The sequence below is a fragment of the Salegentibacter sp. BDJ18 genome (assembly GCF_017579965.1).
In the GTDB taxonomy this organism is placed as follows: domain Bacteria; phylum Bacteroidota; class Bacteroidia; order Flavobacteriales; family Flavobacteriaceae; genus Salegentibacter.
Window position 1 is genome coordinate 119096 of record NZ_JAFLQX010000028.1, and the last position, 25310, is coordinate 144405.

30 protein-coding genes are annotated in these 25310 nt (G+C 35.1%); 12 read left to right on the forward strand and 18 right to left on the reverse strand.

Annotated elements, in window-relative coordinates:
- Nucleotides 1-95: 95 nt before the first annotated feature.
- The 9 genes from J0871_RS16590 to J0871_RS16630 all read right to left on the reverse strand — a co-directional run bounded on the left by J0871_RS16590 (nucleotide 96) and on the right by J0871_RS16630 (nucleotide 6915).
- A complete protein-coding gene (locus J0871_RS16590) occupies nucleotides 96-281 on the reverse strand; it encodes a hypothetical protein (protein WP_208226314.1) in 186 nt (61 codons plus the stop codon).
- Between the two features lie 194 nt (nucleotides 282-475).
- Entirely contained in the window at nucleotides 476-853 is a 378-nt protein-coding gene (locus J0871_RS16595) for a PH domain-containing protein (RefSeq protein ID WP_208226315.1), read from the reverse strand.
- 45 nt (nucleotides 854-898) lie between these two features.
- Nucleotides 899-1465: a pentapeptide repeat-containing protein gene (locus J0871_RS16600; RefSeq protein ID WP_208226316.1), complete on the reverse strand. Its 567-nt coding sequence runs from the start codon at nucleotides 1463-1465 to the stop codon at nucleotides 899-901.
- Nucleotides 1466-1602: 137 nt separating this feature from the next.
- Nucleotides 1603-2301, reverse strand: a complete 699-nt coding sequence (locus J0871_RS16605; protein WP_208226317.1) for a TVP38/TMEM64 family protein — start codon at nucleotides 2299-2301, stop codon at nucleotides 1603-1605.
- A gap of 5 nt (nucleotides 2302-2306) precedes the next feature.
- Entirely contained in the window at nucleotides 2307-3164 is an 858-nt protein-coding gene (locus J0871_RS16610) for an SdiA-regulated domain-containing protein (RefSeq protein ID WP_208226318.1), read from the reverse strand.
- A 17-nt stretch (nucleotides 3165-3181) separates the two neighbouring features.
- On the reverse strand, nucleotides 3182-3625 hold the full coding sequence (locus tag J0871_RS16615) for a PepSY-like domain-containing protein (RefSeq protein ID WP_208226319.1): 444 nt from the start codon (nucleotides 3623-3625) through the stop codon (nucleotides 3182-3184).
- A gap of 98 nt (nucleotides 3626-3723) precedes the next feature.
- On the reverse strand, nucleotides 3724-4992 hold the full coding sequence (locus tag J0871_RS16620; protein ID WP_208226320.1) for a HAMP domain-containing sensor histidine kinase: 1269 nt from the start codon (nucleotides 4990-4992) through the stop codon (nucleotides 3724-3726).
- A complete protein-coding gene (locus J0871_RS16625; protein ID WP_208226321.1) occupies nucleotides 4989-5666 on the reverse strand; it encodes a response regulator transcription factor in 678 nt (225 codons plus the stop codon). The genes J0871_RS16620 and J0871_RS16625 overlap by 4 nt, the downstream gene beginning before the upstream one ends.
- A 49-nt stretch (nucleotides 5667-5715) precedes the next feature.
- Nucleotides 5716-6915, reverse strand: a complete 1200-nt coding sequence (locus J0871_RS16630; protein WP_208226322.1) for a porin — start codon at nucleotides 6913-6915, stop codon at nucleotides 5716-5718.
- Between the two features lie 245 nt (nucleotides 6916-7160).
- Between J0871_RS16630 and J0871_RS16635 the strand changes: the two genes are divergently transcribed.
- The gene (locus J0871_RS16635; protein WP_208226323.1) at nucleotides 7161-7592 is read left to right on the forward strand and encodes a PepSY-like domain-containing protein; all 432 of its coding nucleotides are present in this window, start codon (nucleotides 7161-7163) and stop codon (nucleotides 7590-7592) included.
- Between the two features lie 280 nt (nucleotides 7593-7872).
- Complete coding sequence (locus J0871_RS16640) at nucleotides 7873-9702, forward strand: hypothetical protein (RefSeq protein WP_208226324.1); 1830 nt, start codon at nucleotides 7873-7875, stop codon at nucleotides 9700-9702.
- 85 nt (nucleotides 9703-9787) lie between these two features.
- On the opposite strand, the gene J0871_RS17410 is transcribed toward J0871_RS16640, so the two are convergent.
- Genes J0871_RS17410 through J0871_RS16650 form a run of 3 tightly spaced genes read right to left on the reverse strand, consistent with a single transcriptional unit; the run spans nucleotide 9788 to nucleotide 12370 of the window.
- Nucleotides 9788-11179, reverse strand: coding sequence for a TonB-dependent receptor (locus tag J0871_RS17410; protein ID WP_346014354.1), 1392 nt, complete (start codon nucleotides 11177-11179; stop codon nucleotides 9788-9790).
- The gene (locus J0871_RS17415) at nucleotides 11073-11957 is read right to left on the reverse strand and encodes a TonB-dependent receptor (protein ID WP_346014355.1); all 885 of its coding nucleotides are present in this window, start codon (nucleotides 11955-11957) and stop codon (nucleotides 11073-11075) included. Before J0871_RS17415 ends, J0871_RS17410 begins: the two co-directional genes overlap by 107 nt.
- Before the next feature lie 32 nt (nucleotides 11958-11989).
- Nucleotides 11990-12370 (reverse strand): DUF6660 family protein, encoded by a 381-nt coding sequence (locus J0871_RS16650; protein ID WP_075327695.1) that lies wholly within the window; start codon nucleotides 12368-12370, stop codon nucleotides 11990-11992.
- A gap of 90 nt (nucleotides 12371-12460) precedes the next feature.
- Here J0871_RS16650 and J0871_RS16655 point away from each other — a divergent pair, with 90 nt between their 5' ends.
- The 3 genes from J0871_RS16655 (at nucleotide 12461) to J0871_RS16665 (ending at nucleotide 15282) form a co-directional block, all read left to right on the forward strand.
- On the forward strand, nucleotides 12461-12907 hold the full coding sequence (locus tag J0871_RS16655; RefSeq protein ID WP_208226325.1) for a pyridoxamine 5'-phosphate oxidase family protein: 447 nt from the start codon (nucleotides 12461-12463) through the stop codon (nucleotides 12905-12907).
- Nucleotides 12908-13237: 330 nt separating this feature from the next.
- Nucleotides 13238-14548: an alginate export family protein gene (locus J0871_RS16660; protein WP_208226326.1), complete on the forward strand. Its 1311-nt coding sequence runs from the start codon at nucleotides 13238-13240 to the stop codon at nucleotides 14546-14548.
- Between the two features lie 212 nt (nucleotides 14549-14760).
- Nucleotides 14761-15282 (forward strand): DUF4494 domain-containing protein, encoded by a 522-nt coding sequence (locus J0871_RS16665; protein WP_208226327.1) that lies wholly within the window; start codon nucleotides 14761-14763, stop codon nucleotides 15280-15282.
- Between the two features lie 188 nt (nucleotides 15283-15470).
- On the opposite strand, the gene J0871_RS16670 is transcribed toward J0871_RS16665, so the two are convergent.
- Nucleotides 15471-16346 carry a DUF808 domain-containing protein gene (locus tag J0871_RS16670; protein ID WP_093305788.1) on the reverse strand — a complete coding sequence of 292 codons (876 nt, stop codon included), beginning with the start codon at nucleotides 16344-16346 and terminating at the stop codon, nucleotides 15471-15473.
- A 255-nt stretch (nucleotides 16347-16601) separates the two neighbouring features.
- Between J0871_RS16670 and J0871_RS16675 the strand changes: the two genes are divergently transcribed.
- The gene (locus tag J0871_RS16675) at nucleotides 16602-17786 is read left to right on the forward strand and encodes a PepSY-associated TM helix domain-containing protein (RefSeq protein ID WP_208226328.1); all 1185 of its coding nucleotides are present in this window, start codon (nucleotides 16602-16604) and stop codon (nucleotides 17784-17786) included.
- Nucleotides 17787-17829: 43 nt separating this feature from the next.
- Here the strand turns inward: J0871_RS16675 and J0871_RS16680 are convergent, their stop codons facing one another.
- Nucleotides 17830-18798, reverse strand: a complete 969-nt coding sequence (locus tag J0871_RS16680) for a two pore domain potassium channel family protein (protein ID WP_208226329.1) — start codon at nucleotides 18796-18798, stop codon at nucleotides 17830-17832.
- 305 nt (nucleotides 18799-19103) lie between these two features.
- Here J0871_RS16680 and J0871_RS16685 point away from each other — a divergent pair, with 305 nt between their 5' ends.
- Complete coding sequence (locus J0871_RS16685) at nucleotides 19104-19565, forward strand: DUF305 domain-containing protein (RefSeq protein WP_208226330.1); 462 nt, start codon at nucleotides 19104-19106, stop codon at nucleotides 19563-19565.
- Between the two features lie 237 nt (nucleotides 19566-19802).
- On the opposite strand, the gene J0871_RS16690 is transcribed toward J0871_RS16685, so the two are convergent.
- From J0871_RS16690 to J0871_RS16705, 4 genes are all read right to left on the reverse strand, one after another.
- Nucleotides 19803-20645: a hypothetical protein gene (locus tag J0871_RS16690; protein WP_208226331.1), complete on the reverse strand. Its 843-nt coding sequence runs from the start codon at nucleotides 20643-20645 to the stop codon at nucleotides 19803-19805.
- Nucleotides 20645-21163, reverse strand: coding sequence for a hypothetical protein (locus tag J0871_RS16695; protein ID WP_208226332.1), 519 nt, complete (start codon nucleotides 21161-21163; stop codon nucleotides 20645-20647). Before J0871_RS16695 ends, J0871_RS16690 begins: the two co-directional genes overlap by 1 nt.
- A gap of 392 nt (nucleotides 21164-21555) precedes the next feature.
- A protein-coding gene (locus tag J0871_RS16700) for an IS3 family transposase (protein WP_133548194.1) occupies nucleotides 21556-22688 on the reverse strand; the annotation gives its coding sequence in 2 pieces (ribosomal slippage) (nucleotides 21556-22427 and nucleotides 22427-22688; 1134 coding nt in all).
- 262 nt (nucleotides 22689-22950) lie between these two features.
- Nucleotides 22951-23268, reverse strand: a complete 318-nt coding sequence (locus tag J0871_RS16705) for a helix-turn-helix transcriptional regulator (RefSeq protein ID WP_208226333.1) — start codon at nucleotides 23266-23268, stop codon at nucleotides 22951-22953.
- A 91-nt stretch (nucleotides 23269-23359) separates the two neighbouring features.
- Between J0871_RS16705 and J0871_RS16710 the strand changes: the two genes are divergently transcribed.
- From J0871_RS16710 to J0871_RS16730, 5 genes are all read left to right on the forward strand, one after another.
- A complete protein-coding gene (locus tag J0871_RS16710; protein WP_208226334.1) occupies nucleotides 23360-23644 on the forward strand; it encodes a hypothetical protein in 285 nt (94 codons plus the stop codon).
- Between the two features lie 21 nt (nucleotides 23645-23665).
- On the forward strand, nucleotides 23666-24241 hold the full coding sequence (locus J0871_RS16715; protein ID WP_208226335.1) for a response regulator transcription factor: 576 nt from the start codon (nucleotides 23666-23668) through the stop codon (nucleotides 24239-24241).
- 118 nt (nucleotides 24242-24359) lie between these two features.
- Nucleotides 24360-24731, forward strand: a complete 372-nt coding sequence (locus J0871_RS16720; protein WP_208226336.1) for a hypothetical protein — start codon at nucleotides 24360-24362, stop codon at nucleotides 24729-24731.
- A 32-nt stretch (nucleotides 24732-24763) separates the two neighbouring features.
- Entirely contained in the window at nucleotides 24764-25006 is a 243-nt protein-coding gene (locus tag J0871_RS16725) for a hypothetical protein (protein ID WP_208226337.1), read from the forward strand.
- Nucleotides 25007-25039: 33 nt separating this feature from the next.
- Nucleotides 25040-25294 (forward strand): hypothetical protein, encoded by a 255-nt coding sequence (locus tag J0871_RS16730; RefSeq protein ID WP_208226338.1) that lies wholly within the window; start codon nucleotides 25040-25042, stop codon nucleotides 25292-25294.
- Nucleotides 25295-25310 lie beyond the last annotated feature (16 nt).

The following is a 25310-nucleotide window of genomic DNA, read 5'->3' on the forward strand; positions in this document are numbered from 1 at the left end:
AATTTTCGGACGGAAAACGAATCTACAATAAAGAAGAAGGGCTAATTGAATTTTAATTTTTTAATCCAAACTTTAGTAAAGAAATAAGTAGAAATTTATTTAGTATTACTGTTTTTCTCCTCTTCATCAGTTTCAGGTTTTGATGAAAATTCCGGATTAAATTTGTCTTTTTTGGCTTTTATATTATCAGTCTTAGAATCACGATTAGCGTGTCTTTTTCTCCAAAAAAATATAAGAAAAAAGAGTACAATAAAAAACAGAATATACCAGATAGAAATCATAATCTCTTGTGTTTGATTACTATAAAAGTATCAATAGAAATATGCATTGCGATGAAATCTCTAATAAACTTTAGTTAATCTTTCTAAAGAAATATTAAAATACTCCGCGCTATTGTGGGTGAAAATTTAGTGATTATGAGTCTTAAACACGGGTCTTAAAGTTTGTATTATTTGTTTCTTACTTCCGCTTACTTCTAAATTACTTTCCCGGCAAGATATCTTTGTACGGCATAAATATCTATGCTTTTATTAAAGCGTTTACTTACACTTGGGACATTTTCACTTGAAATCCAGATTTTTAATTCGGCGTCTAAATCAAAGGTGCCTGCAGTTTCAAGAGAAAACCTAGAAATGTGCCTGTATGGTAGCGATAAATATTCTTGTTTTTTACCAGTTAGCCCCTGGATATCTATTAAAATAAGTCGTTTGTTTGTAAACATAAATATATCCCGCAACAAGGAAAAACCCAATTCAATTTCTTCGGTTTCAGTTAATAATCGGCCATATTTTTTATCTAATTCTTCTTTAGAAATACTGGCCGCATTGCCCATTAATTTGTTCAATAAACTCATGACTTTTTCTTATAAATTTAAGTACTACTAACTTAGTAATTCTTTTTAATCAATTATAATTTGATATTTATTCAATAATCCGCTTACCTGATCAACGCTGAATTTACCCCCTTTTAATTTATTATTTTCCGGATCTATATTATAATTCTGCGCACCGCTGAAGTCGGCTTTGGTAAGATTTGTATTCTGAAATACAGCCCCGGAAAGATCAGAATTCAGGAACTTTGAATGCGATAAATCGGCCGATGAAAAATCTACTTCCATAAGTTTTGAATTATGAAAAAGAGTTTTATTCAGCTTCATTCCAAAAAAGGAAGAGTGGTTTAAAATACACTGATTAACCGAAATAGAGAAAGCAAAAGGTTCACAATTATTAAACAATAAGCCCATCATTTTACAGGCTTTAAAGTTGCAATTTTGGAATGAGGTGTGATCAAGATTTACGTTACTCAGGTCGCATTCTTCAAATTCACAATCTATAAAAAGAATTCCTTTTAAATTTCCGGTAGAAAAATTACAGTTTGTAAATTGGCAGGATTCATAACTATTAGCGAAGCTATAATTTAGCAGATTTTTATTATTAAAAACCTGCTCTTCAATTTGGTTTTCCATAGGTTAAAAATACATCTTTTAATTTTTTAGAAGCTGTACTTTTAAAATTTAAATTTCTTAAAATATAAGTCGGCAATGAGCTATAACTCACCTCATGGAAATTCTGTACAATTTTAAGCTTTTAATTTCTATAATTTTTACCGCTTCTTTTTATCCCAATACACATAGAGGATAAAAAGCACTAAACTTACTAAAGAGCCCCACAACAAACCACATTTTAGTTGCTGAGTGCTATCTCCAATTAAGGCGATAAAAATTGTAAGTGGTGTAATTCCCAATAAGGTGGCACCTATAAATTTCCAATACCCTATTTTTAAAATTCCGCCTACAAAACTAATTGCATCATTGCTTAGAAACGGATTGATTCTGGTTACAATTACCGCCCAAAACCCATAATCATCTAAAAAGTCACTTATCTTATTTTCAGTCTTTGGACCCAAAAGTTTTTGAACGATTACCGGCCCAAAATAGCGACCTATGAAATAGCCTACCGAAGAAGCGCAGAAAATGGCCGTAAAAACTATTAAGCTTCCCCATACGGGCCCATAAGCTAAAATTGAAACGATCATTAATGCTACCGATGGAATTACTAAAAGAAACATTTGGGCTATCATAGCTATAATAAGTACCAAAGGACCTATCCATCCAAAATTGGAAACCCAGGCTTTTATTCTTTGGTTATCGTTACTGGTTAAAACCTCCCAGGCCTCATTAAAAAATTGGTGCATACCAGGGATAAAAAAGTAACCGCCAACAAGAACTAGAATTACGATAAATGAAAATATTAAAGGGGCTTTACTTTTCTTTACGTTCGTATTCTCTTCCGTTTCCTTCATACAATCTATTTGAATATTACTTCAAGGATATTTGCTTTTCCGCCTTTTCCTTCGTTAGAGATAAATAACCTACCGTTTTTACTAAAAGTAAGTCCTTCGGCCTGCTCAAAATCATCTTCATGTAAAGCGTAGCGCTTTTTTAGTTTCATATCACTATTCGCAATAACCAACTGGGGAGCCCGACCATCCAGAATATAGAAATCTTTATTTTTGGGGTGTATGGAAAGTGCAGAAGGTTGGAGCTTTTTATTGAGTTTTGTTTCCCTTTCCCTTAATAAGCTGTCTTGCATATTTAAACGATAAAGCGGATTTCTTTCCAATTCTTTATTGGTTAGAGAAAATTGATAAACTCCTTTATAGTTATCGTCTTTTAGTTCTCTATCTTTTATGGCCAGCAGCAAACGTTTATTATTTTTGTCCCAGGCTAAGCTTTCCAGGTTTTGTTTTTCAGATAAAAAATTACTGTAGGTTTTTGTTTTTGAATTACCCGATAAAAAATCGCTGACTTCAAAAATTTCACCATCGCTCCTCAACACATAGGCAGTTTGGCCTACAATACGAATATCTTCGTAATCACCCGCGCCCGCGAATTCTATACTTTTCTCTACTTTTGAAGTTTCAAGATTGAAAATAAAAATGATGCCATCTTCATCCTGAATGCAAGCCAACTTATTATCGCCTATCCAGTCTATTCCCGAAACCTCATCGAGCTCTTTAGGCAACTCCCATTCATAGATTATCTCGTAAGCTACAGGTTGATCCTGAAGGGTATCTTTGGTTATAAATTCATTATATCCAAAGAGTATTAAGCCAGCAAGGCTTAATACTCCCACTACAATTAGCGTTGCTATTTTATTCACCATTTTCATTTCTTTAATAATTACCAGGTGGTAACTTCAGTATTCACCGCTCCCGTTTCTTCAAAAATAATCTTAGTATCGGTTGGTTCTTCATCAAACTCTACCTGGTAATAAGTGTTTTCAGAAATTTTCAGCAACTCTACCTCATCTACTTTGGTTTTATCATAATCGGTAGTGATTGTAGTTTTTATTGCTTCAGGAAGTTCCTCGTACACAATGTCGTATTTATACTTCAAAAGACTTCCTTCAGTATTTAGAATTGCTTCATGATCTACATTATCAATATCGAATTCGGCTTCATAGATATCGGCTTTCTTCTCCCATTCTACACCTTTTGCATCAGGAAATTGTTCGGTAAACCCATTTAATACTACTGAGGGGATATCAGAATTTCGCATATCATCATCTTCACAAGCGGTAAATCCCATGGCGATAGCCAGGATTAAAAAAATTGACTTTTTCATCTCTATAATTTTTAATTTTAAACAAAGTTGAACTATAATACTGGAAGAAATCTGGAATTATTGAGGGGTAGGATTTTATTTAGGAAATAAATACCAGTTTAGCGCGGAAATCTTAGTTGAAAAGTGTGTTTTTGTTCGTGGTAATAGGTTAACTGAAACTCATATTTTTTAGCAATGGTTTGAGCAATGGCCAATCCTATTCCCGTGGAAGTTTTAGAAGAAGAATCTTTTTGAAAGCGTGAAAATACTTTTTCTGGATCTAAAGCACCGTTATTGGCAGTATTACGTATAATAAAGTTTTTTGCTGAAATTTCTATTTCAATCTCACTATTTCTTTGGCCGTGAATAATTGCATTTTTCAACAAATTTGAAAGCAAAATTCTCGCCAGGCCTTTATTCATTTTATATTTTAATGAAGTCGTACTTTTTATACTAATCTTCATTTCTTTATGACCGGCAAGGTCTTCAAAATCACTTTTTAAGTCGGTAATTAACTCATTGAAATCTACTATTTCTTCCTCCGGGAATTGCTGATTTTCAATTTTAGAAAGCAAAAGCAAAGACTTGTTCATTCGGGTTAAACCTTCTAAGTTATTTAAAACTGAAGCTATTAACTCAATTTGTTCCTCGTTCAATTCTTCCTTTTCTACCAGCAGTTCCAGTTTATTGATACTAATAGCCAAAGGAGTTTGTAATTCGTGCGCAGCATTTTCTATAAATTGTTTCTGGCTGTTATAACTGGAAATAGATTTTCCCAGCATTTGTTCTACGCGTGTATTTAGCAGGTTAAATTCATCAATATTTGAAGGAACAGTTTCAATTTTTTGATCTTTCCCAAGTCTAAAATCTTTGAGTTGTTGCAACAAAGTATAAAACGGGTTCCAGATTTTTTTCAGGATTAAATTATTGAGTAAAACTATACTCAAAATCAAGCCTACATAAAGAAGAATAAGGGAAAACAGTAAATCTTCAATAAGGTCGTCTTCCTCGACCATAGAAGTTATAATTTTCAGCTTATAAAATTCGTCATCTTTTTTAAAAACGGTTTCCAGCAGCCTTACCGGTTCATATTCATCTTCATTTTGCATATACATAAGCGTATCACGATAAAAATCTTTAAAACTTATCGCGCTATTTTTATCTATAGGCCGTATGGTATAATTGCCGTCTTTAAATTGTGAACGTTGAAGTAATTCAGCATCCTGTTTTGCCCGTTTAATCACCAGCATTTTTTGATTATCCAGGCCATCGTCCAGGCTGTCATAAATTTCATCCAGCATTTCCAGGTAGAAAATTACCGCCCAAATCCCCAAAAGAACCAGCAGTATTGCCGAAAAATAACTGGTGGTATAATTTAATAATTTCATTGGGTAATTAATTTATAGCCAATTCCATAAACCGCTTTAATTTCTATATCGGCACCGGCGGTTTTTAGTTTTTTTCGAAGATTTTTAATCTGGGAATATATAAATTCAAAACTATCGGCCTGGTCTATATGATCTCCCCAAACGTGTTCTGCCAAAGCCGATTTATTTACCAGCCTGTTTTGGTTTGAAGTAAAGAATAATAGTATTTCGTATTCTTTTCGGTTTAAATTTAAGGGCTTATCATCTATACTTGCTTCGTGCTCGTCCAGGTCTATACTAAGGTTGCCAATCTTTATTTTATTATTCCCGTTAAACTGGCGCCTTCTTAATACAGCTTTTACACGGGCATTTAACTCTGCCATATGAAAAGGCTTGGCAAGATAATCGTCGGCACCAAGGTTTAGGCCTTCCAGCCTATCATCTAAAGAATTCCTGGCAGAAACAATAATTACCCCGTCTTCTATATTCTTTTGCTTCAATTCTTCCAAAAGCTGAAAGCCACTACCGTCTTTTAAATTAATATCCAGCAAAATACAATCGTAGGTATAAACCCCAATTTTATTACGAGCCTCGGCGATACTTTCTGCTGTTTCTACCACAAAACTTTCCTTTAATAGAAAATCTTTCATGTTCTGCAACATATCCTGTTCGTCTTCTACAATTAGAATTTTCATGGCTATATTTTTAAAGCTTCAGTTAGTTGGTCTTCGCACCTATATAAGATTATAAATGGAAATCTATCTGAAGCCTGTACATTAGATTATTCCATTCTGGATCTGGGCTATCCCTAAAACTTAAATCGGTTTGTATTTTTAATTTATGCTTAGATAAATATTTAGAAAGTCCCAAAGTATACTGTTTTTCGTTAGGAAACAGGGAGCCTATTATATCTTCTTTCACCTGGGTGAACCTACCTACAACTTCTATATTATTATCAAATAAATAGCCACCTTGCAAGTTAATGGAATTCCCCACATTTACAACGGCACCGGTGCGCGTTCCATCTTCTTCTATCGCTATAGGATTCTCGGCATCCCGATGAGCAAATTCACCTAAAACTGATATTCCTTTATATTTAAACATAAAATCTGCAAAAAATGTAGAAATATCGGTCGAATGTAAACCGTTTTCGGTAAACATATATGCCCCCATATTAGAGCGGGTTTTTACCGCATCATTATTATGATCATACGTAACGCCCATTGCTAATTTAGGCGTATCATACCTTTCTAAAGAAGCCTCTCTATAATCCTGAAATTCTCCAAAAGGTAAAGCTTCCAGGCGTCCCGTATATTGAAAACCGCCAAGATTGCCGGTCACTACATTTCTTCCTTCCCCCTGTGAAAAAGCAAAAATTTCTTTTACTACAAATTGGTTCCCCAAATAGATTTTATGGTGTAATTGTACTCCTATATCCCTGTCTATATTAAACCTGCTATTTAATAAAGACCTGTCTACAAACTGCAGGTCTCCAGAAGATACTACGCGTTCCCTGTTACCCGGCAATTTTGTTTGGCCGGCCCATAACACGAAATTCTCATAGAAATTCCACTTTAAAACGGCATCAAGTATGTACCGGGGTGTATTATTTGTAAATTCTGAACCTCCCGAAATATCCCGGTTAGATAGCCCTAACTCAATTTTATATTTTAATTTGGGAGAATAAGCAAATCCATCAAATTTTAATCTGGCACGCCTAATTAGAATATTAGAGCTTTCAGATTCAAATCCTTCAAATTCAGAATCTCGCCATTCATTCACAAATAGAGATTGAAATCTTGCTCCAAACCTTAGGCTGAAAGAACTATCTCTTGCCACCGTATTTATTATCCCATTCCCAAAACTGTTTTCGGTAATATCCTGGGCGTGCGCATTACTAAAGAATAAAATTGAGCTTAGAATAAGTAAATGTTGAATCTTCATGAAAAATGTTTATCTGCTTGAAACCTTATAATTTGCAAGAATAATATATAAGTTTCAAATCTGACACTTTTTTTACAATTCTCCCAAAAAATACAAATATGAATCTCAAAACTGGAAAAAAATGGGAAGGTATACCAAACTTTAAAAGAAAAAATTTGGCAGAATTTTAGGATTTATAACAGCCAAATTCCAAATTCTTTCCAGATTTGAAGGCTTACTTCGCATCGAATAAAAAAACAAATATTATGAGAAGAGTAATTTTATCAGGAATTTTCGCATTGTGTACAATGGGAATTTTTGCACAAACAAATACAAATAATTTACCCTCTACAGCCCAGGAATATATTCAACAGAATTTTTCTTCTGCTGATGTAAAAGAGGTTAAAGAAAACAGTAAATGGAAAATTTGGGAAGATGAAAAATTTGAAGTAGTTCTTTCTAACGGCCTTGAACTGGATTTTGACGAAAATGGAAATATTTCTGAAATTGAAAGCCAAAACGACGTAGTGATACCTACCTCTGCCCTGCCATCTAAAATCGCTTCTTATCTGAAAGAAAATTATGCTGATGCACAGGTAATTGGATGGGAAAAACAGAAAAAAGAGCAGGAAATAGAACTGGCTGACGGTACCGAACTTGAATTTGATGGCGAAGGTAATTTTAGAAAAGTAGACTAAATTATTCCAGTTTTTTAATAGATTATTAATGTAAAAGCGCCCATTGGTTTAAAACCAATGGGCGCTTTTTTTTGAATATTTTTCCGGTAAATTCTTTTCAATCTTAATCAACAAACTCTCACAACAACAGGTACCCCTTCACTTAATATTCTAAATATGATGCGGGTCATATTTTAGCAGTTTTCAACTTCTTTCCTTTACAAATTGCAATCTTAACTCCTTATTTTAAATAGGATCGGCCGGGGTTAATTTAGCCTACGCCGCAAATAATTATTAGAATATGACCAAAACAAACCAAATGCACAGTTTTCATATCCCGGTAATGGGAACAGCTTTTACAATTGACAGTCCGCTGCGGGTCGCTAAATATGGAATATCTTCGGTAATTTCAATTATAGACGACGAGCTTATTGAAAAAATGAACGCCTTTTACAGCAAGAAATTTAATTTGCCTTATAAGGAAATTCCGAAGAAAAATCCTGATTCCCGCGCAGCACGTATTACCTCTTATTTAGACCTGGTAAACAATATCGTTCAGGATAAGTTTGAGAGTTTTAAAAAGGAATTGACAGAAAGCAAAACAGCTTTAGAAAATTACCTTTCCATATTGCCTAATCATTCTGAAATCAAGCAAGGTTTTCAAAATTTGCTGGATAACGGCGCCGATGCGAAAGAAAAATTGAGTACATATATTGAAAACCATCTTAGCCCCGGCAGTATAGATGTAAATATTATGGCGAAAATTGATAAGGACAATTTCGTTAAAAATGAACAATTGCCTGTTGAATTTAATGATGCCCACGCTGCATTGCGCGGGTTTGCCAATTCAAAACTCTCATCTTCTATTGTACTCTCGGCAGGATTAAACCCCAGGCTTTATAGCTATTTTGAAAATTTCAAAGATTTCTTTCCTGATGCAAGTGGCAAACTTAAAAAGAAAATTATCCTGAAAGTTAGCGATTTTAGATCGGCTTCAATCCAGGGAAATTTCCTGGCCAAAAAAGGTTTATGGGTTTCAGAATATAGAATTGAATCGGGCTTAAACTGTGGCGGCCACGCTTTTGCTACCGATGGTCACTTGTTGGGGCCAATTCTGGAAGAATTTAATCAGAAAAAAGATGAACTTGTTCAATCGGCTCATCAATTAATGAGCAAAGCTTTAGAGCAGAAAGAAATTCCGGTTCCTCAGAAACCTCTTGATTTAAAAATAACAGTTCAGGGCGGGGTTGGTACGGCTGAAGAACATAACTTCTTGCTGGAGCATTACAAGGTGTCTTCTGTAGGTTGGGGAACGCCTTTCTTACTGGTACCTGAAGCTACTTCAGTTGATATTGAAACGCGTAAATTACTGGTAAAAGCAAAAGAAAAAGATCTTTATCTAAGTCATATCTCTCCTCTGGGCATACCATTTAATACCGTGCGGGGAACCACTAATGAACAACTAAAAGAAAAACGAATTGCTGAAAATAAAAGTGGAAGTTCCTGCCCTAAAAAATTCCTGGCCCTAAGTAAAGAATACGATGAGAAAGGAATTTGTTCTGCTTCTAAAAAATTTCAGGATATAAAGCTTAAAGAACTGGAAGATAAGAAAGATAATTTCTCCCAGGAGGTATTAGAAAAAAAGAAGAACAAAATTACCGAAAAAGCCTGTTTATGTGTTGGGCTGGGAAATGCTTCTTTTCTTGAAAACGATATTAGAATAAAAGGCCAGGCACAGGGCGTTGCTATTTGTCCCGGGCCAAATATGGCGTATTTCTCAAAAGTTGTATCGCTCTCAAAAATGATACAACATATCTACGGAAAAATTTCTGTGATGGAAATGCCTAACCGGCCTAATATGTTTGTAAAAGAATTAAAGATCTACCTGGATTATTTTAGAAATGAAATTGAAGATTTTATGGATGAACCTTCTGCGAAACAGAAGAAAAAATTAGAAAAATTCAAGCTTAATCTTTTAGACGGAATCTCCTATTACCAGGAATTATTTACGAATAAAACCAATCTTTTTCAACAAAGTAAAAATCAACTGCTCGGGGAATTGGAAGAACTAAAAGATTCTCTAACCGGAATAAATTTAGAACCGAAAGTTTCAAGACCGATTTCAACTTAGATTCTAAAATAAATTCAGAAAGACGACTTTTTACCTGTTTTTTAAAGCGGAAGCAAGAAACTTCCGCTTTAAAACAAGTTTTTATTTATAAAAATAATTTTATCCCTCCATTGACTACAAAACCATCAACCGGGGCATAAATATCCCTAAATTGAGGATTGGAAATGGAACCGGTATATATAGAATCAAACCGGGTTTGACGGGTATCGGTAAAGTTTTCGAAATTCAGGAAAATTGAGAAATCTTCCCATAATTTTTCCATCATTAAACCAAAAATCCAGTATTCCTGTCCGGTTGCGCCGTCGCTTAACTGCTGCGGACTAAAATAATAACCCTCCAAACCAATTTTAAGTTTTTCATGCTGCTCATACATCAAAACATTATTTAAACGATGTTTGGAAACCAGCGGCATTTCAAAGGTATTTCCGTTTTCTGTGCGGTCTACATCGGCATAAGTATAACCGGTAAATAATTTAAAATTTTTATAGCCAAACTTTAAATTTGCTTCTATTCCTCTGCTTTCCAAAAACCCGTTTGGTTGTAAATATTCAAAAACACCTTCTGCAGTATTTTCAAGAATTATGGGCTTATCAATTTTAGTATAAAAGAAAAGTGTATTGCTTGTAAATTCTATGGTTTCAAAAAGTTCGGTTCGGTAATTAATATCAAAATTTCCCCCAATGGAATTTTCAGCTTCGGTAGTACTTACATCAATAGGCATCACATTTCTAAATTGAAGACGTTCTGCATCTTCGGTAAAAACTGAAGGGGTTTTGTAACCCATTCCCCCTCCAATCCTGGTGGTAATGGCATCAGAAATTGTGAACATTGCCGAGATTCTTGGCAAAACAAACCAGCCATATTCATTTTGATAATCTGTTCTAAGTCCGCTTTCCAGCTGAAACCAGTCAGTTGCCCGCCAATTATTCTGAACAAAAGCTCCATAGGTTAGATGCTCATAATCTACCACGGGAGCATCGGTTAAAACATCCTGTTCAAAGCTATCTACCCATAAATTTAGGCCACCAATCCATTCCATTTTATCACCACCCAAAACTACAGAAGCTTCATTATAAGAGGCAAACTGGTTCCCTGCAAAAATATAGTCACCGGTTTGAATTTCCCGGTCAAAAAAACTGAAACTATTTTTTAGATTAAAACGATTATCATCATTCCACAAATGCTCAAAACCAGACTGTAAAGTGGTTCTAGCGGTATTATTTCTCTCAAAAAATGGGTCTTCCACGTCTTCGCCTTCCAGGTAAGCTATATTCCCACCGGTGCGTTCTTCAACCGTAGTATTCACTCCCACATCTAACTTCGTATTTTCTGAAAACTCGTAAAAAACCCTGGGATTAATAGTATAACGATTAAATTCGGGAATGGCAGTTAGACCAATATCTGCAGGGTCGTAAGGAGATCCAAGGTTGTAAGAAGCAAAAAACGGTAGTTCCCAATTTTCCGTAAGTATCAGCATAGAAGCCGCTAAGATCCAGACCCAATGCTGAAGTTGCATTCAGCATAAAATTAAGTTCTCTTTCTTCTCCCGGAGTTTTGGGAATAAGATTTACCAGCCCGGCTATGGCTCCACCGCCGTACAGAGTAGACGAAGAACCTTTAATTACCTCAACCTGTTGCAGGTCTAAAGGTACAATTTGAAGTAAGCTGAGACCACCGGAAAAACCGGAATAAAGCGGATATCCGTCTTTTAATAGCTGTGTATATTTTCCATCCAGCCCCTGGATTCTAATACTCGAATTACCGGAAATTGCTGAAGTTTGCTGAGTTTGAATTCCCGTAGTTTCGTTGAGCAACATCCTAATGTCACCGGGTTTCATATTTCCTTTTTCGGTGAGTTCTTCGCCAGAAATTACTTCTACCCGCGTAGGTAAATCGGCAATACTACGCCGGGAACGGGTAGATTGAATAATAACTTCTTCCATTTCTTCCCCACCGGGTTCAAGAAAAATTTCCAACGTATCCTGGGTTGCTCTGGGAAAATCCAACGTGATTTCTTCTGAAGCAAAACCCACAAAACTAAATACAATTGTTTGTTTACCATTTGGGATTTTGGTTAAAGTAACTTCGCCGTCTATATTTGCAGTGGCCCCAATATCTGTTCCCGAAACTACCGCATTAGCCCCAAGTAAAGGCATTTTATCTTCAGCATTTTTAATTATGGCTTCCAGGGAATTTTGTCCCACAGCGTTAAAAGCGACCAGGAAGATCGCCAGTTTAAATAAGATTTTAATCATTATGAAAATTTAGGTTATTATTAATTCTGTTTTCAAGAAATAATAACCTGTTTTGGCGGTTGCCAAACTCTTTCGGCATAATCGGCTTCAACACTTTTAAAAGTGAGTCCGAATAAATTTGAAAATGGTATGGGGTGAAGGTCAGGGACCGTCACAATTTCATCTGTATTTGGAATAAAACCCGTACAACTTCCGCAGCTTATAAAAGGAGAGCATAAGGCGCAATCATCGTTTTGCTGATCCTGATTTTCAGAAATTTTTATCTCAGAAGCTGATTCACAATCATCGCCTATACAGCAAGGATATGCTGAAACAAGCAAGCAAAATATGCCTAAAAAAGTTGCCAGGATTTTCATATTTTCAAAAGTAAGAAATTCCTGAGAAGGAAGATTATTTTTAATGATATCCGTCATATTTAATTTCGAGATTCCGCAATAAATTAGACCGAATTTTAAAGCAGAATTATTTCTTATCGTTATTATTCACCTTCTAAATTAAATATTATGAGAGCTATGACCACAGAGGAAAGTATTAAGCTACTCGCCCATAATTATATAGGCAGGCTCGGCTATATTTCCAGGGCAAGAGGAGAAATAATTCCGATTACCTATTATTATAATCCTGAACAACACAGTATTTTAACCTATTCGGGGCAGGGAGGTAAAATTGAAGCCATGCGCAAAAATCCTTTGGTTACTTTTCAGGTAGATGAGATTTCATCATTAGAAGAATGGAAATCGGTTTTATTGTACGGCAAATTTGAAGAATTAAAAGGAACAGATGCTAAATATATGCTGCGTTTATTTTCTGAAGGCGTAAAGAAAGTAATAAAAAATAAAGGAAATTCCTGCCCAGATTTTATTGAGAATTTTTCCAGTAAAAGTAACTCAGAATCACCAGTAGTTTACCGCATTAATATTGATGAAATTAATGGGCGCCAAAGAGAGTAGGTTAAAGCTAAATAATTTGTAATTTTTTAATAATTTTAAGCCTATTAATTCACTTGATTAAGCAGAACACCGCATTTTATTGAACTTATAATATGCCTGGGAAACCCGAAAAATTAATAAAATTAATTTGAAGAAATTTTACTCCACTTATTCTAAGACCAGAACTGGACCCGAGAGCCAAAGCTCAAACTCAGCCAGGATAAAATCTCAATTATTCAGAACCACCTCTCAGCAAACTCACGAGGCGTATATGGCAAACAATTGTTTAATTTTCGCGGCAAGCTTCGGAGTATTTTAATCACGATTATCGAATAAATAAAAGATCTATTGATGAAAATTTTTAGGCTTCTAAACCTGATACTTACGTTATTTTTTGTATTTACAAATAGTGTATATGGCCAGTTTAATGTTGACGGGCAAATTGTTCAAAGAGGCGAATACCGCCACGGTTACGGGAAACTTATTGAAGAGAACCAGGATGCAGCTGCTTTTATTGCGCAACGCGCCCGTATTAATGTACAATATGAACTGGAAAAATTTAAATTCTATGTGAGCATTCAGGATGTTCGTACCTGGGGAAACACCCCGCAGGTAAAAGCCAACGATAATTTTCTTTCGCTGCACGAAGCCTGGGCCGAAACTTTTTTAACTGATGATTTTAGCGTCAAATTAGGCCGGCAGGAACTCAACTACGATAATTTTAGGTTCCTTGGCAATTTAGATTGGGCATTACAGGGAAGAGCTCACGATTTCGCCCTCTTAAAATATGAAAAAGGCACAACAAAGTTACACGCCGGGGCAGGTTATAACCAGGATAACCAAAGCTTAAGTGGGAATTTCTTTAGTACACCCAACCAATATAAAGTCGCTCATTTTCTGAGGTATGAGAATTTTAGCGGAAAATTTAATTTTTCGATACTCTTCTGGAATAATGGATTACAATATTCTGAATTAGACACTAACGAAGAAGTAATTAATACCGGCATCCATTACCGGCAAAGTCTTGGTTTTCCCACTTTAAAATATCAGTTGGGAAATACAACCTTATCAGGTTTTTATTATCATCAATTCGGTAAAGATTTGCAGGGCAGAAAAGTAAACGCTTTTGATGCCAGTGCCCAGATTTCTCAAAGCTTTCCCCTGGATTCGGAAAACGGAAAAAATTTAAAATTTACCCTGGGAATAGAATTGCTTAGCGGTACAGACCCTGGCGGTAATACCGGGGAAAACAATTCTTTCTCTCCGCTCTATGGTACTAACCACGCCCATAACGGATACATGGATATATTTTATGTTGGCGGCCGGCACGAAAACTCTGTGGGTTTACGGGATATATTTCTTAGGATGAGGTACGATTTGAATCAGAAGTTATTTGTGTCTCTAAACAATCATGCTTTCAACAGTTTTACGCCCTATTCTGAAAATGACGATTTTCACCTTGGCTATGAAACCGATCTCGCCATTGGATTTATTCTGAATAGATCGGTTTCCCTGCAGGCGGGTTACAGCCAGCTTTTTCAAGACAACAATCTTGAAAATTTGCAAAATGTACAGAACCCGGCCGGGACGCAAAACTGGGCCTATCTTATGCTAATGTACAGGCCCACAATGAAGAATAGGTTTATAGGACTACTGTTTTAAAAAAGAAGATTAACTGATTAATTTCTGAATGAATTCTTTTCAAATTATCTAAAAAGGTCTTAAAAGATTTATTGTCAAATCATTATCGCCAGCTTTATATAACATAAAAATTTCATCAGCTTATATGTTTAAAATTGTGAATATCTATTAAGCATATTTAATGGCTGGCGCTTTTTAAATCCTATTTTTGGAGCCCTAAAAAAATATAGATTATGAGCGTAACTTGGTTTGAATGTAAGGTGAAATACAAAAAAACACACGAAACCGGAGAACAGAAAATGACCACAGATACCTATCTTTTAGATGCCGTATCCTATACCGAAGCTGAAGCAAGAATTAGCGAAGAGATGACTGCCTACACCAGTGAGGATTTTAGAATTATGAATATAAAAGTCGCTAATTTTTCTGAAGTGCATCCTTTTGAAAATTCTGACAGGTGGTTTAAATCCAAGGTTTCCCTCGTGGCTTTAGATGAAGAAAGTGGAAAGGAAAAAAAGACCAATATTTACCTGTTAGTCCAGGCTAATGATGTGAAAGAGGCTTTTGAAAATACTACCAAAGCAATGGAAGAAACTATGGGCGATTACTCCATCCCTTCTATTACGGAATCTCCAATTTTAGATGTATTTCCATATTTTACCGGTGAGGAAGAACAACTGGAAAAATTTAATGTGCTTGATGCCGATGAGTCTTCAGAAGCAGAAACGGCTGAAGAAACTGAAGAAGTAGTATAAAATTTATTTTCAAAATAGAAAGTGGCTGGCTTAAAGTAAAATATCAGATCAATTGGTTTAGATTCTAAAGTGTTTTTGCTATAAAACATTTTAGATTCTGAAACCAGTTTAGAATGACGAATTGAAAACTTTTAAGCCAGCCTCTTTTTCTAAAATTTCTCTTACAGAATTTTCAGTTTAGATAAAACCTAGTTTTTAAATTTCTTCCAGATTTTAATACCGAGTTTTATAATAACAAAAACTACAAAACCAACTACCAGGCCGGTTAGAAATTCTACGATAATCCCCGGAATATTTTCAAATAAACCGTGGAAGAAATCGAGATTGTGTACAAAAATTCCTCCCGAAACCAAAAGCAAAGCTATGGTACCAATCACCGATAAACTTTTAATAACTTTAGGAAGCGCACTTACCAGAAACCGACCAATTTTATCAGAAAAACTATTTTCTTCCTCGTTTAAATTTATAAGTTTCGCACCAAACTCATCCATTCTTACAATTAAGGCTACAATACCATAAACTCCTACGGTGGCAATAATTGCAATTAGGGTAACCACAAGAATTTGCGTAAGTAAAGGCTCCTGTCCTACCGTACCCAGGGCAATAATTACAATTTCTACCGAAAGTATAAAATCGGTTAAAATCGCAGATTTTATCTTTTCTTTTTCCCGGCTTAAAACTTCTTCTTCTGACAGTTTTTCGAGTTTCGGTTTTTCCTTTTTATGAGAATGGGGAAATAAGTACTCGTGAACTTTTTCGGCGCCTTCGTAAGCCAGGTAGAGTCCGCCAATTATAAGAATTACGGTAATTGCCGATGGCAGAAAAGCACTTAGCAAAAATGCCGCGGGCAAAATAATAAGCTTGTTTAAAAAAGAACCTTTAGTAATTGCCCATAATACCGGTAATTCCCGGGCAGACATAAAACCTGAAGCTTTCTCTGCATTAACCGCAAGATCGTCACCTAAAAGTCCTGCTGTTTTTTTTCCGGCCACTTTTCCCATCACCGCTACATCGTCCATTAAAGCTGCGATATCATCCAAAAGGGCAAAAATTCCTGACGCCATAATTATTTACTTTAATGCCGAAAGGTAAGTGTATTTAATAAATTGAAATCTAAATATTATTGTAATAATTCTTTCAAATTGAATGCACTATGGATTTAACTGTAATGAAGATCTCTATTTAAAAATATTCTAAATAAAATTTGTGCTTTAAAAGAGAACATTTTACTTTCGCTTTAATATTTATTTAGACCTATTCTAATTAGATATAAAAATCAACAATGATTATCCGGTACTGGCCGGGTTAAAATTTGGGTAATGGATAAAAATAAGCCGGGAAAAAAATTCAGAAAATATATTAGAACCCTTCATTTATACCTTGGGCTGGCCACAGGTTTAGTTGTTTTTATAGTATCTATTACCGGTTGTCTTTGGGCGTTTCAGGAAGAAATTACCGCCTTAACTTCTAAAGTGCCAGAAGTTGTTCCGCAAACCAACCCGGAGATAGATCCATTAGAAGCTAAAAATATTGCGCAAAGTGTTTTTCCTGGAAAATATATTCACGGCACTTTATACGGGGGCGGAAAAAAACCTATTGAAGTTATTTTTTATGAAGAAAAACCAGAATTTTACCAATCGGTTTTTCTTCATCCCTGGACCGGAGAAATTCTTCATACAGAAGATCATTTATCAGGATTTTTTCATTTTGTTTTAGATGGCCATATGCATTTATGGTTGCCTAAAGAAATAGGAAGCGAAATTGTAGCCTGGAGTACTTTTATCTTCTTTCTTATGCTGGTTTCTGGCATTATACTTTGGTGGCCTAAAAATAAAAAAGTTAGAAAACAACGCACCTGGTTTCAATGGAAACCAACCACCAGGTGGAAACGTAAAAATTATGATTTGCACCAAATTGTTGGTTTCTATGCCAGTTTTATAGCGGTTATTTTCATCTTTACCGGGCTGGTAATGACTTTTGAAACTTTTGCTAAAGTATTTTATAAAGGTATTGGAGGAGAAAAAGAAGTGGTTTTCGCGGTCCCTGAAAATACAAATGGAAGCTTTAAAAATGTACCAGGAAAAGATGAACCCATTAGAGAACTAATGCCCTTTTTGAAGGAAAAGTTTCCCGGGGCAAAAGACTTCGAAATTCATTATCCCCATGATGAAAACCATAGCATTTATGTAGAAGTTAGCAATAGTGATGGCATTTATTACGATTCAGATTATAGATTTTACGACCAGAATGACCTTACTGAAATTCCTTCTAAAACTATTTACGGGGTCTACGAAGAAGCTGGTGTAGCCGAAAAAATATTAAGAATGAACTACGATATTCACGTTGGTGCCATTGCCGGGTTGCCGGGTAAAATTTTAGCCTTTTTAATTAGCTTATTATGTAGTTCCCTGCCCGTAACCGGTTTCCTTTTATGGTATGGAAAAAGATTGAAAGCTAAAGCACCCCAACGAAGGGAAAAACAGGTTTTAGCCACTTCAAATTAAAAATAAGCCTCTACTGTTTACTGAACCTGGTATTTAAAATACCTCAACTTTTATTAAAAATATCATCCCAGGTATAGTTTTCACTTCCAAAAAGACCTTGAACTATATTCCTGCGTTTCTGTAGCTCTTTTTCGTCATCTTTAGAATGTAAAGTTGGAAAACTATAAGAATTCTCCGCGTTCTTTTGTATTAATAAATTTGAAGCGAAATTCTTTTCCATATCCTCTAAAAAATCAGATAAAGAAGATCGCAATACCTTTAATTCCTCGCGGTATTTATTTTCTTCTTCAGCATAAAGAAGAATACTAATTGCCTCATCTAATCTAGCTATATTGATGCTAAAACTATCTCTTTTCTTACTTTGTCTGTAAAAATGAACTACAGGATATGCGTGATGATTCACCGCATGTTTATCTATTAAATTTTGTAGCTCTGAGATTTGCTGGTAGGTGAAAGATGAATCAAAATTTAAAATATTCTTTGCTATTTCCCGTGGCGTTTTTCCCAGGTGATAAATACTTTTAGACAGGGTTCTTTTATTTACCAGTGCCGATGCAACCGAGAGAAAATAGGTCATTGAACTGGTAAAGAAAATAAAGCCGAAGAACGAAAAAGCACCGGTTAGCATTTTAAATATTGCAGTAGATGGTGTAAAATCTCCCATTCCCAGCGTTGAAAGGGTATAACTTGTAAAATAAAGACGTTCCCAAAAGTTTGCTACTTTACCACTGCTATTAGTGATTGCTTCGGGATTTGAGGAAAAAACTAAAAACAAACCGCCCCAAATTAAGAGAAGCCACGAAAACAGGATCATTAGATTGACGAATAAACCATTATAATTGTATGTTTTTTGCCCAAAAACCTTTACACAAACCTGAATGATCTTATCAGATAAAATAGAAATATTTCTCGAGACAAAACCGGTACCACTTCCCGAAAGAGTGGTGAAAAAAAAGTCGTGAATTGCTATAACTAATAGGATAATTCCAATAAAAAGTAAGATTCCAGACATCTTATATTTTTTTCTAAAATTTTTAAAGACTTCTAAAGGTAAAAAACAATTTGAATAATTTAATTATCCACTTCCCTGTAGAGAGGTAAAATAGAATTCAATTCATTTTAAATTCCAGTTACTTTTTTTATGAAAATTTTAAAGAAGCTCCGATTAATAAGCTATAAATTAGATAAGAAAGGATAATCTACAACCACAACTATGAAATATATAAGCTGGTTGAGGAAATTAAAAATCCTTATAGAAGGTAAGAAATGCCAAAATGTGGCAGTATAAAAGAAACAACCAAACTAAAAATATAAATTATGCAAAAGGGAAATTACGCAAAATTCGGTTTAATGATGTTGGTCTCATTCATAGTAATGTACGGCATAATGTTCTTAAACGCTGATAAGTTTGAATATGTAATGTTAAGTACCATGCGCACGTATATGACGCTTTTAATGATTACAGCTATGGCGGTTATTATGCTGCTATTTATGCTGGGGATGTATAAAAATAAAACCCTGAACGCAATTATTTTAGTAGTCTCTATAGTCGGCTTTGGTTCTGTATATTATATGATGCGAACACAAACAGGAATTTCAGACATTCAATATATGAAAGGGATGATCCCGCATCATGCTTCAGCAATTTTAACCAGCCAGGAAGCCAATTTAAAAGATCCCGAAACTAAAGAACTTGCTAAAGAAATTATTGCCGCTCAAAAAAGAGAGATCGCACAAATGGAAAAAATAATTGATAGGCTGGAAAATGAGGAGGAATAATACATAGAAAATAATTTCCAGTAGTGTAGCAGTAGAATATCCTGCCTATTTATAGATTTTAATTTTTCTACTTCTAATCAGGCTTTGCTGCGCTTTTCCTTATAAAATAGCTTTCCACTTAAGAATAGGAATATTAAAGGGATTAAGGAGATTGGACTATATTCTTCTTTGTTCAGAAAACTTACAATTAAAAGAATTGCCGCAATTATTACGATCATCAAGTTTTCAAATCTTGCTTTATTCATCATTTATATTTTTTGAAACTTTTTTTAATTGATTCTCAATATCTTCAAGGTATATTTTATCCATTGGATTTGAATAGGGATCAGAAATTTGCTTTCCTTCCTTGTAAAGTTTCCTGGCTTTTTCCAAAGACGATTTATATTCAGTGGGTTTATCTAAATTCAAAAAAGCTAATGCCAAATAATATTGATTTTCAGCTAAATCATTATTTTGAGATTGCTTTTTAAATAATTCAATTGCCTGCTCAAATCTCTCGGTTTCTAAATAAAGTACCCCGAGATGTAAATAATCATAGGAACCTACAAAATCTTCAGCCTCATTTAGTTTTATTTGGTTTTCAATAATTGCTATTGCTTTTTCTTTTTCCCCAATTCCTTTATAACACAAGCCTTTTGCTATGTTTAAATGATAAGTTCCATTTTGGCCCTGACCAATGTCGTAATCTACCAAACTATCTAACTTTTCAATATCCTTAATCGCTCCTTTATAATCTCTAAAAAATTGGTAGCGACACCAGCCCCTATATCCAAGATGTTCTTTTGGGTTGAGCTCTACAGCTTTATCTATAAGTTTTTTCCAGGTTACAAAATCTCCACTTTTAAGATAAGCAATAGATTTTGCCCAGTAAGCATAATCGAATGTGGGATCTATGGCTAAGGATTCGTCTAGAATAGTTTGGTATTCCTTACTAAACTGGTAATGCTCTCTAGCCTCCATCGCTTTTTTACAGGCTTCGTATTTTAATGTGTCTCCCTGATATTTGTATGCTTCGCAATTGGGTTGTGCAAATAATTTGAAAAATGAAAACACCAATAATATTAAACTTAACTTTTTCATTAAGGCAAAATTTCGGTTAGTTGTCCATCTTTAATTTTAAAAATGAGATACATATAATAGTCAATAGGATTATCCTGGCGGTAAAAAATTTCCCAGTTTTCAATACCTTTGGTTATAGCTACAAGTTGATTAACTATTTTTTTATCAAACTCAATTTCCTCAAAATTTTCATCAGATTGCAATACTCTAAATCGTCCTGTTTTACCTTCACAGTTTACTATAAAACGCAGCCTGATAAAGCCGTTTTGATCACTATCTGGCAAGGTTTCGTATTTTGACTTAAAAGTGTTTAGAATAGATGATTTTTCTCCGGCATAAACAGGACCCTGGCCCAAATTGAAATATTGAAGAATTTGACTATCACCATGGCAAACTTTAAAGTTTACATCATCAATCTGCTCATTTTGCGCTATGTCACCAACCCAGCGTGAATATGCTTGTTTTTCAGTATTTTTCCTATCAGATTTGCAACTTTGCAGAGCAAATAAGATAGATATTATTAAAAGTGATTTTTTCATTAGGTTTGTTCAAATGGCTAACAGATCTATATAATTTTTACAAGCATTCCTTTCTATATATTTTAAAAATTCAAACCCTTATAATAATCTTTAATTAGAAATATATAATGGTTTATTTATTATCCTCCATTCTATTAATAATCTCTCTTAACAGCCCATTTTGTTCTTCTCGTAAACTGATAAATTTGTTAACCCACTTAAAGATCAAATAAAGTATTCCAAATATTATAGCGAAATAAACAAGCATAATTATAATCGGGAAAAAAGAAAAAAAGCTCATAATTTATTTTTTAGTGATTAATTATTGAACAAAGCGTGTAGGGAAACGATTGCCATTTTTGTTAATGAGATTTTAAAAATAGAAAAAATACTGAATTTTTTGTAAGCTTCCCCTAATTAGAACTGCTTGATTGTCCAAAAATATCATTTTTCATTCTCCTGGCGGTACCGCCAGGAGAATGAGTTTTTGCGTATGCTACGGGGGCCATTTTTCCCAGTGCATTATGTGGCCTTACATTGTTGTAATCTTCCATCCAGGTCTCGGTTTGTTCCCTTACCTGATTGAGATTTTCAAAAAGGTACTTATTGAGAACGCCCCTTCGATAGGTTCCATTGAATCGTTCTATAAAAGCATTCTGAGTTGGTTTCCCGGGTTGAATATACTGAAAGTCGATTTCTTGCATCTGGCTCCATTCTGAAGCGATCTTAGCAACAAATTCAGGTCCATTATCCATTCTTATTTTTTGAGGTTTTCCTCTGCGATTAATTAAATGGTTTAGTACCCAGACCACACGTTTGCTGGGCAGTGAAAAATCAATTTCTATATGCAATGCTTCCCGGTTGTAATCATCGATTACGGTTAAACCACGGAAGCGCCTTTTATTTTCCAGAACATCGGTTACAAAATCAATACTCCAGCTACGATTAGGAGCTATGGGAGCCTCCAGGGGTTCTTTAACTCTGGCAGGTAACCGCTTTTTTACCTTTCGTCTCAAACTTAGGCCAAGCTTTTTATAGACCCGGTATACCCGTTTATGGTTCCAGGGCTTGCCTTCATTTCTTAGACGATCGTAAGCCATCCAAAAGCCTTCTTCGCTATGTTCTTTAGCTTTTTGTTGTAAGGCCGCTTCAATAGCAGTATCGTCCTTTGGAATCGGCCTGTAATAAAAAACGCTTTTACTCATATTTAAAACACGGCACGCCCTGCTAATACCGTAATGCGTAAGTTCTTTGGCAATGGTTCTTTTACGGCAGGGCTTTAAAGCTTTTTTTCAATGATTTCTTTGGCCATTTGATGATCCAGAGATAGATTGGCATACATCTGCTTCAGCCTTCGGTTTTCCTCCTCAAGGTCCTTCAGGCGCTTCAGCTCTTTGCCGTTCATTCCGCCATAACGTTCCCGCCACTTGTAGAATGCAGCTGTACTAATGCCATATTCACGGCTGATTTCTGCGGCCGTTTTTCCGTTATCAAATTCCTTTAAAATCTTTGCGATTTGCTGTGGTGTATATCTACTCTTCTTCATAATTACGGTTTAAAGTTATAAAATATATTATACTTTTAAACAGTTCGTTTTTAAGGGAAGCTTACATTTTCACTTAAATATTAAGGAAGAGTGAGGATTTTAAGCAAAGCAGGAATAATACTGCAACAATATGGACTAAAAATATAAATTTTGAACAAAAAAAATCCCAATCGCCTGATAATTAGCTAATTGGGATTTTATTTTGTGACCTTGCCAGGAATCAGACAAAACAGTTAACACGGGGTTTAGAAGCGGCTTTGTGTCATTTTTGTGACAAAAGCTGCTTTAATTCCCCTAGATTTTCTTCTATACTTTCAATTATTAGCTCCGGGGTTTTTGGTACTGAGTACTTCGTACCTTCTTCCTGAAGTATATCTCTGCCCGATCCTCGAAAAAGCCAGTTTAGATCTGCATCCTCAAAAACATCAGCGAGCTTTAATATAAAATCTGCTTTGGGCTTTCGCTTGCCGGTCAAATAATTACTAATGGCTGTGTTGTGCTCGCCTGTTTTCTCGGCTAAAGCTTTGTTGCTTAGGCCATTTTCCTTCATTAAAATTCTAACCCGCTCTGCAAATTCCATATTTAGAATGATTATAAATTAATACACTTGTGTATTTTTGTGTTGTTTATTTACATATATGTAATATATTTGCTGCACAACATAGCATAAAATGACACAAGACAAAACAAAAGTAATCAAGTTAAAGGAGCTATACAATATGCGTTCGAATAAAGCAGAAAGTATTGTTTCCCTGATAGATGATCATATCCCCGACTACTATACCAACGTTATTATTGAGCGCTGTAAGAAGCGTAAAATAAGCGTGAACTCCCAACTGGTAAGAAACGTAAAGACTTTTAGAAAAAAAGACGCAGCGGTTCTGGCTGTTATTCTCGAATTCGCACGCGAGAATAAAAAAGCAGCCAAGAAGCTCGAGGAATATGTAACTGAATAATCAAATCAAATATTACTAATTATGACAACTGAACAAACAACTCCAACCGATCGTATTTATCCCGGTCTTGCCTGTGACGGTGTAGAATTCTTTAATATGAACGGGATGCTTAAAGTCTTTATTAAAGCCGGTATGGTAGATTTTAAAGACGCGCCTTACACCTGTCACCGCATTTTAGAAGAGCAAATTGAGAAAGAGCCGGAAACCGAAAAGCTTTTAAACAAGTGGCATCCCAATTCTAAATTAAAACGCCTGGTGCAATTTGCAAGCTGCCGTTACGGTGGGCTTGATTTTAAAGCCGATATCGTTGACTACGAACTTCAGGAAGGCGAATACTGCGAATGCCCAAACCGCGGCAAGTGTCCTGCAGAGGGTATTATTTGCAAGCCACCAAAATATAAGGGTGTTGAAATCTCGTTTTTTGAAATAAGGATTTTAAAACACCTGGTCTCTACAGATACTAACGAAAATATTGCCTTTAAACTCGGTCTTCCCCAGGGAAGTTTTAACCTGGCGAAAACTACACTTTATAAAAAATTAGAAATACAAACCAAGCAAGAAGCGGCAATGGTTGCCGTGAAGCTTAACCTTATTTAGCCCAGGCTAAATGCTACGTTCTTTTAATTACCCTTCTTTTATTAGAAGTATTGTTACCAACAATAGGCCTGCCGCCCTACCGGTAGGCTTTTTAAAAACCAAAATCAAATAATTAGTTATGGCAAATAAATTAGGAATTACTCAAGGAAAAGAATGGGCTATTAAGGCCGTGGAATGTGAAATAGGCATTGCTAAAAAGATTGAAGTGGAGGATGTTAAAGTAGCTATGGTAGCCACCGATATTGGAGTCACTCCAGATGAAGAAGTAGAGGCAAATGCTGTTCTAGTAGCAGATGCTTTTGAAATCGCGAACAAATGCCAGAAGCTTCCCAGTGAACTATTGAAGGAGCGTGATGCTCTGCTAGAGAAGCTTAAAGATATGACAAAATATATCCGTAGAGAACTAACTCTTATCCACGAAGCGCCCGAGAAAGAGATAAAATTAATACTTGATGGATCCGAAGAATTAATCCAATCAGTAGAAGAATAACCCAATTATTAATCAAATCAAATATTAAAATTATGGCAAAGCGGAAATTTTTTAAACAACAAACTGGAGAAATAGATGGCCCTAAAAAGAAGCTCCATTTCACTCACGGTGAAATTGAAATTTCAGAGGAAGAAGCAAAGAAAATATTAGATGATTTTTTTGATCTCCCCGAAGCCACAAATGCTAAAGAAATGCAGGAAAGAGCTTGGGCTAACATTATAATTGGAAAAGTAGTCACTCTTGATGATGTAAGCCTTTCCAGTAGCTTGAAATAAACCGAATTATTAATCAAATCAAATATTACAATTATGGCAGAAGTAGCTCAAGAAATCAAATTAGACCAGCAATTTTTAGAAGACCTGGAGAACATTTTTAAAAAGTCTTTTAATGCTAAAATCTATCCCAACCAAGATGGAAAAGTGATGCAGGCTAAGGCCAATGTAAATGAAGAACTGCACAACACGCAGCTTATCCATTTACTATCCCTGGCCGGGAGGCATAACTTAAAAATTAAAATAGCGAGATCTGGCGCAGGGATGCGTGTAGATTTCTATTCACTGTAAACTAATATAAGTCCGC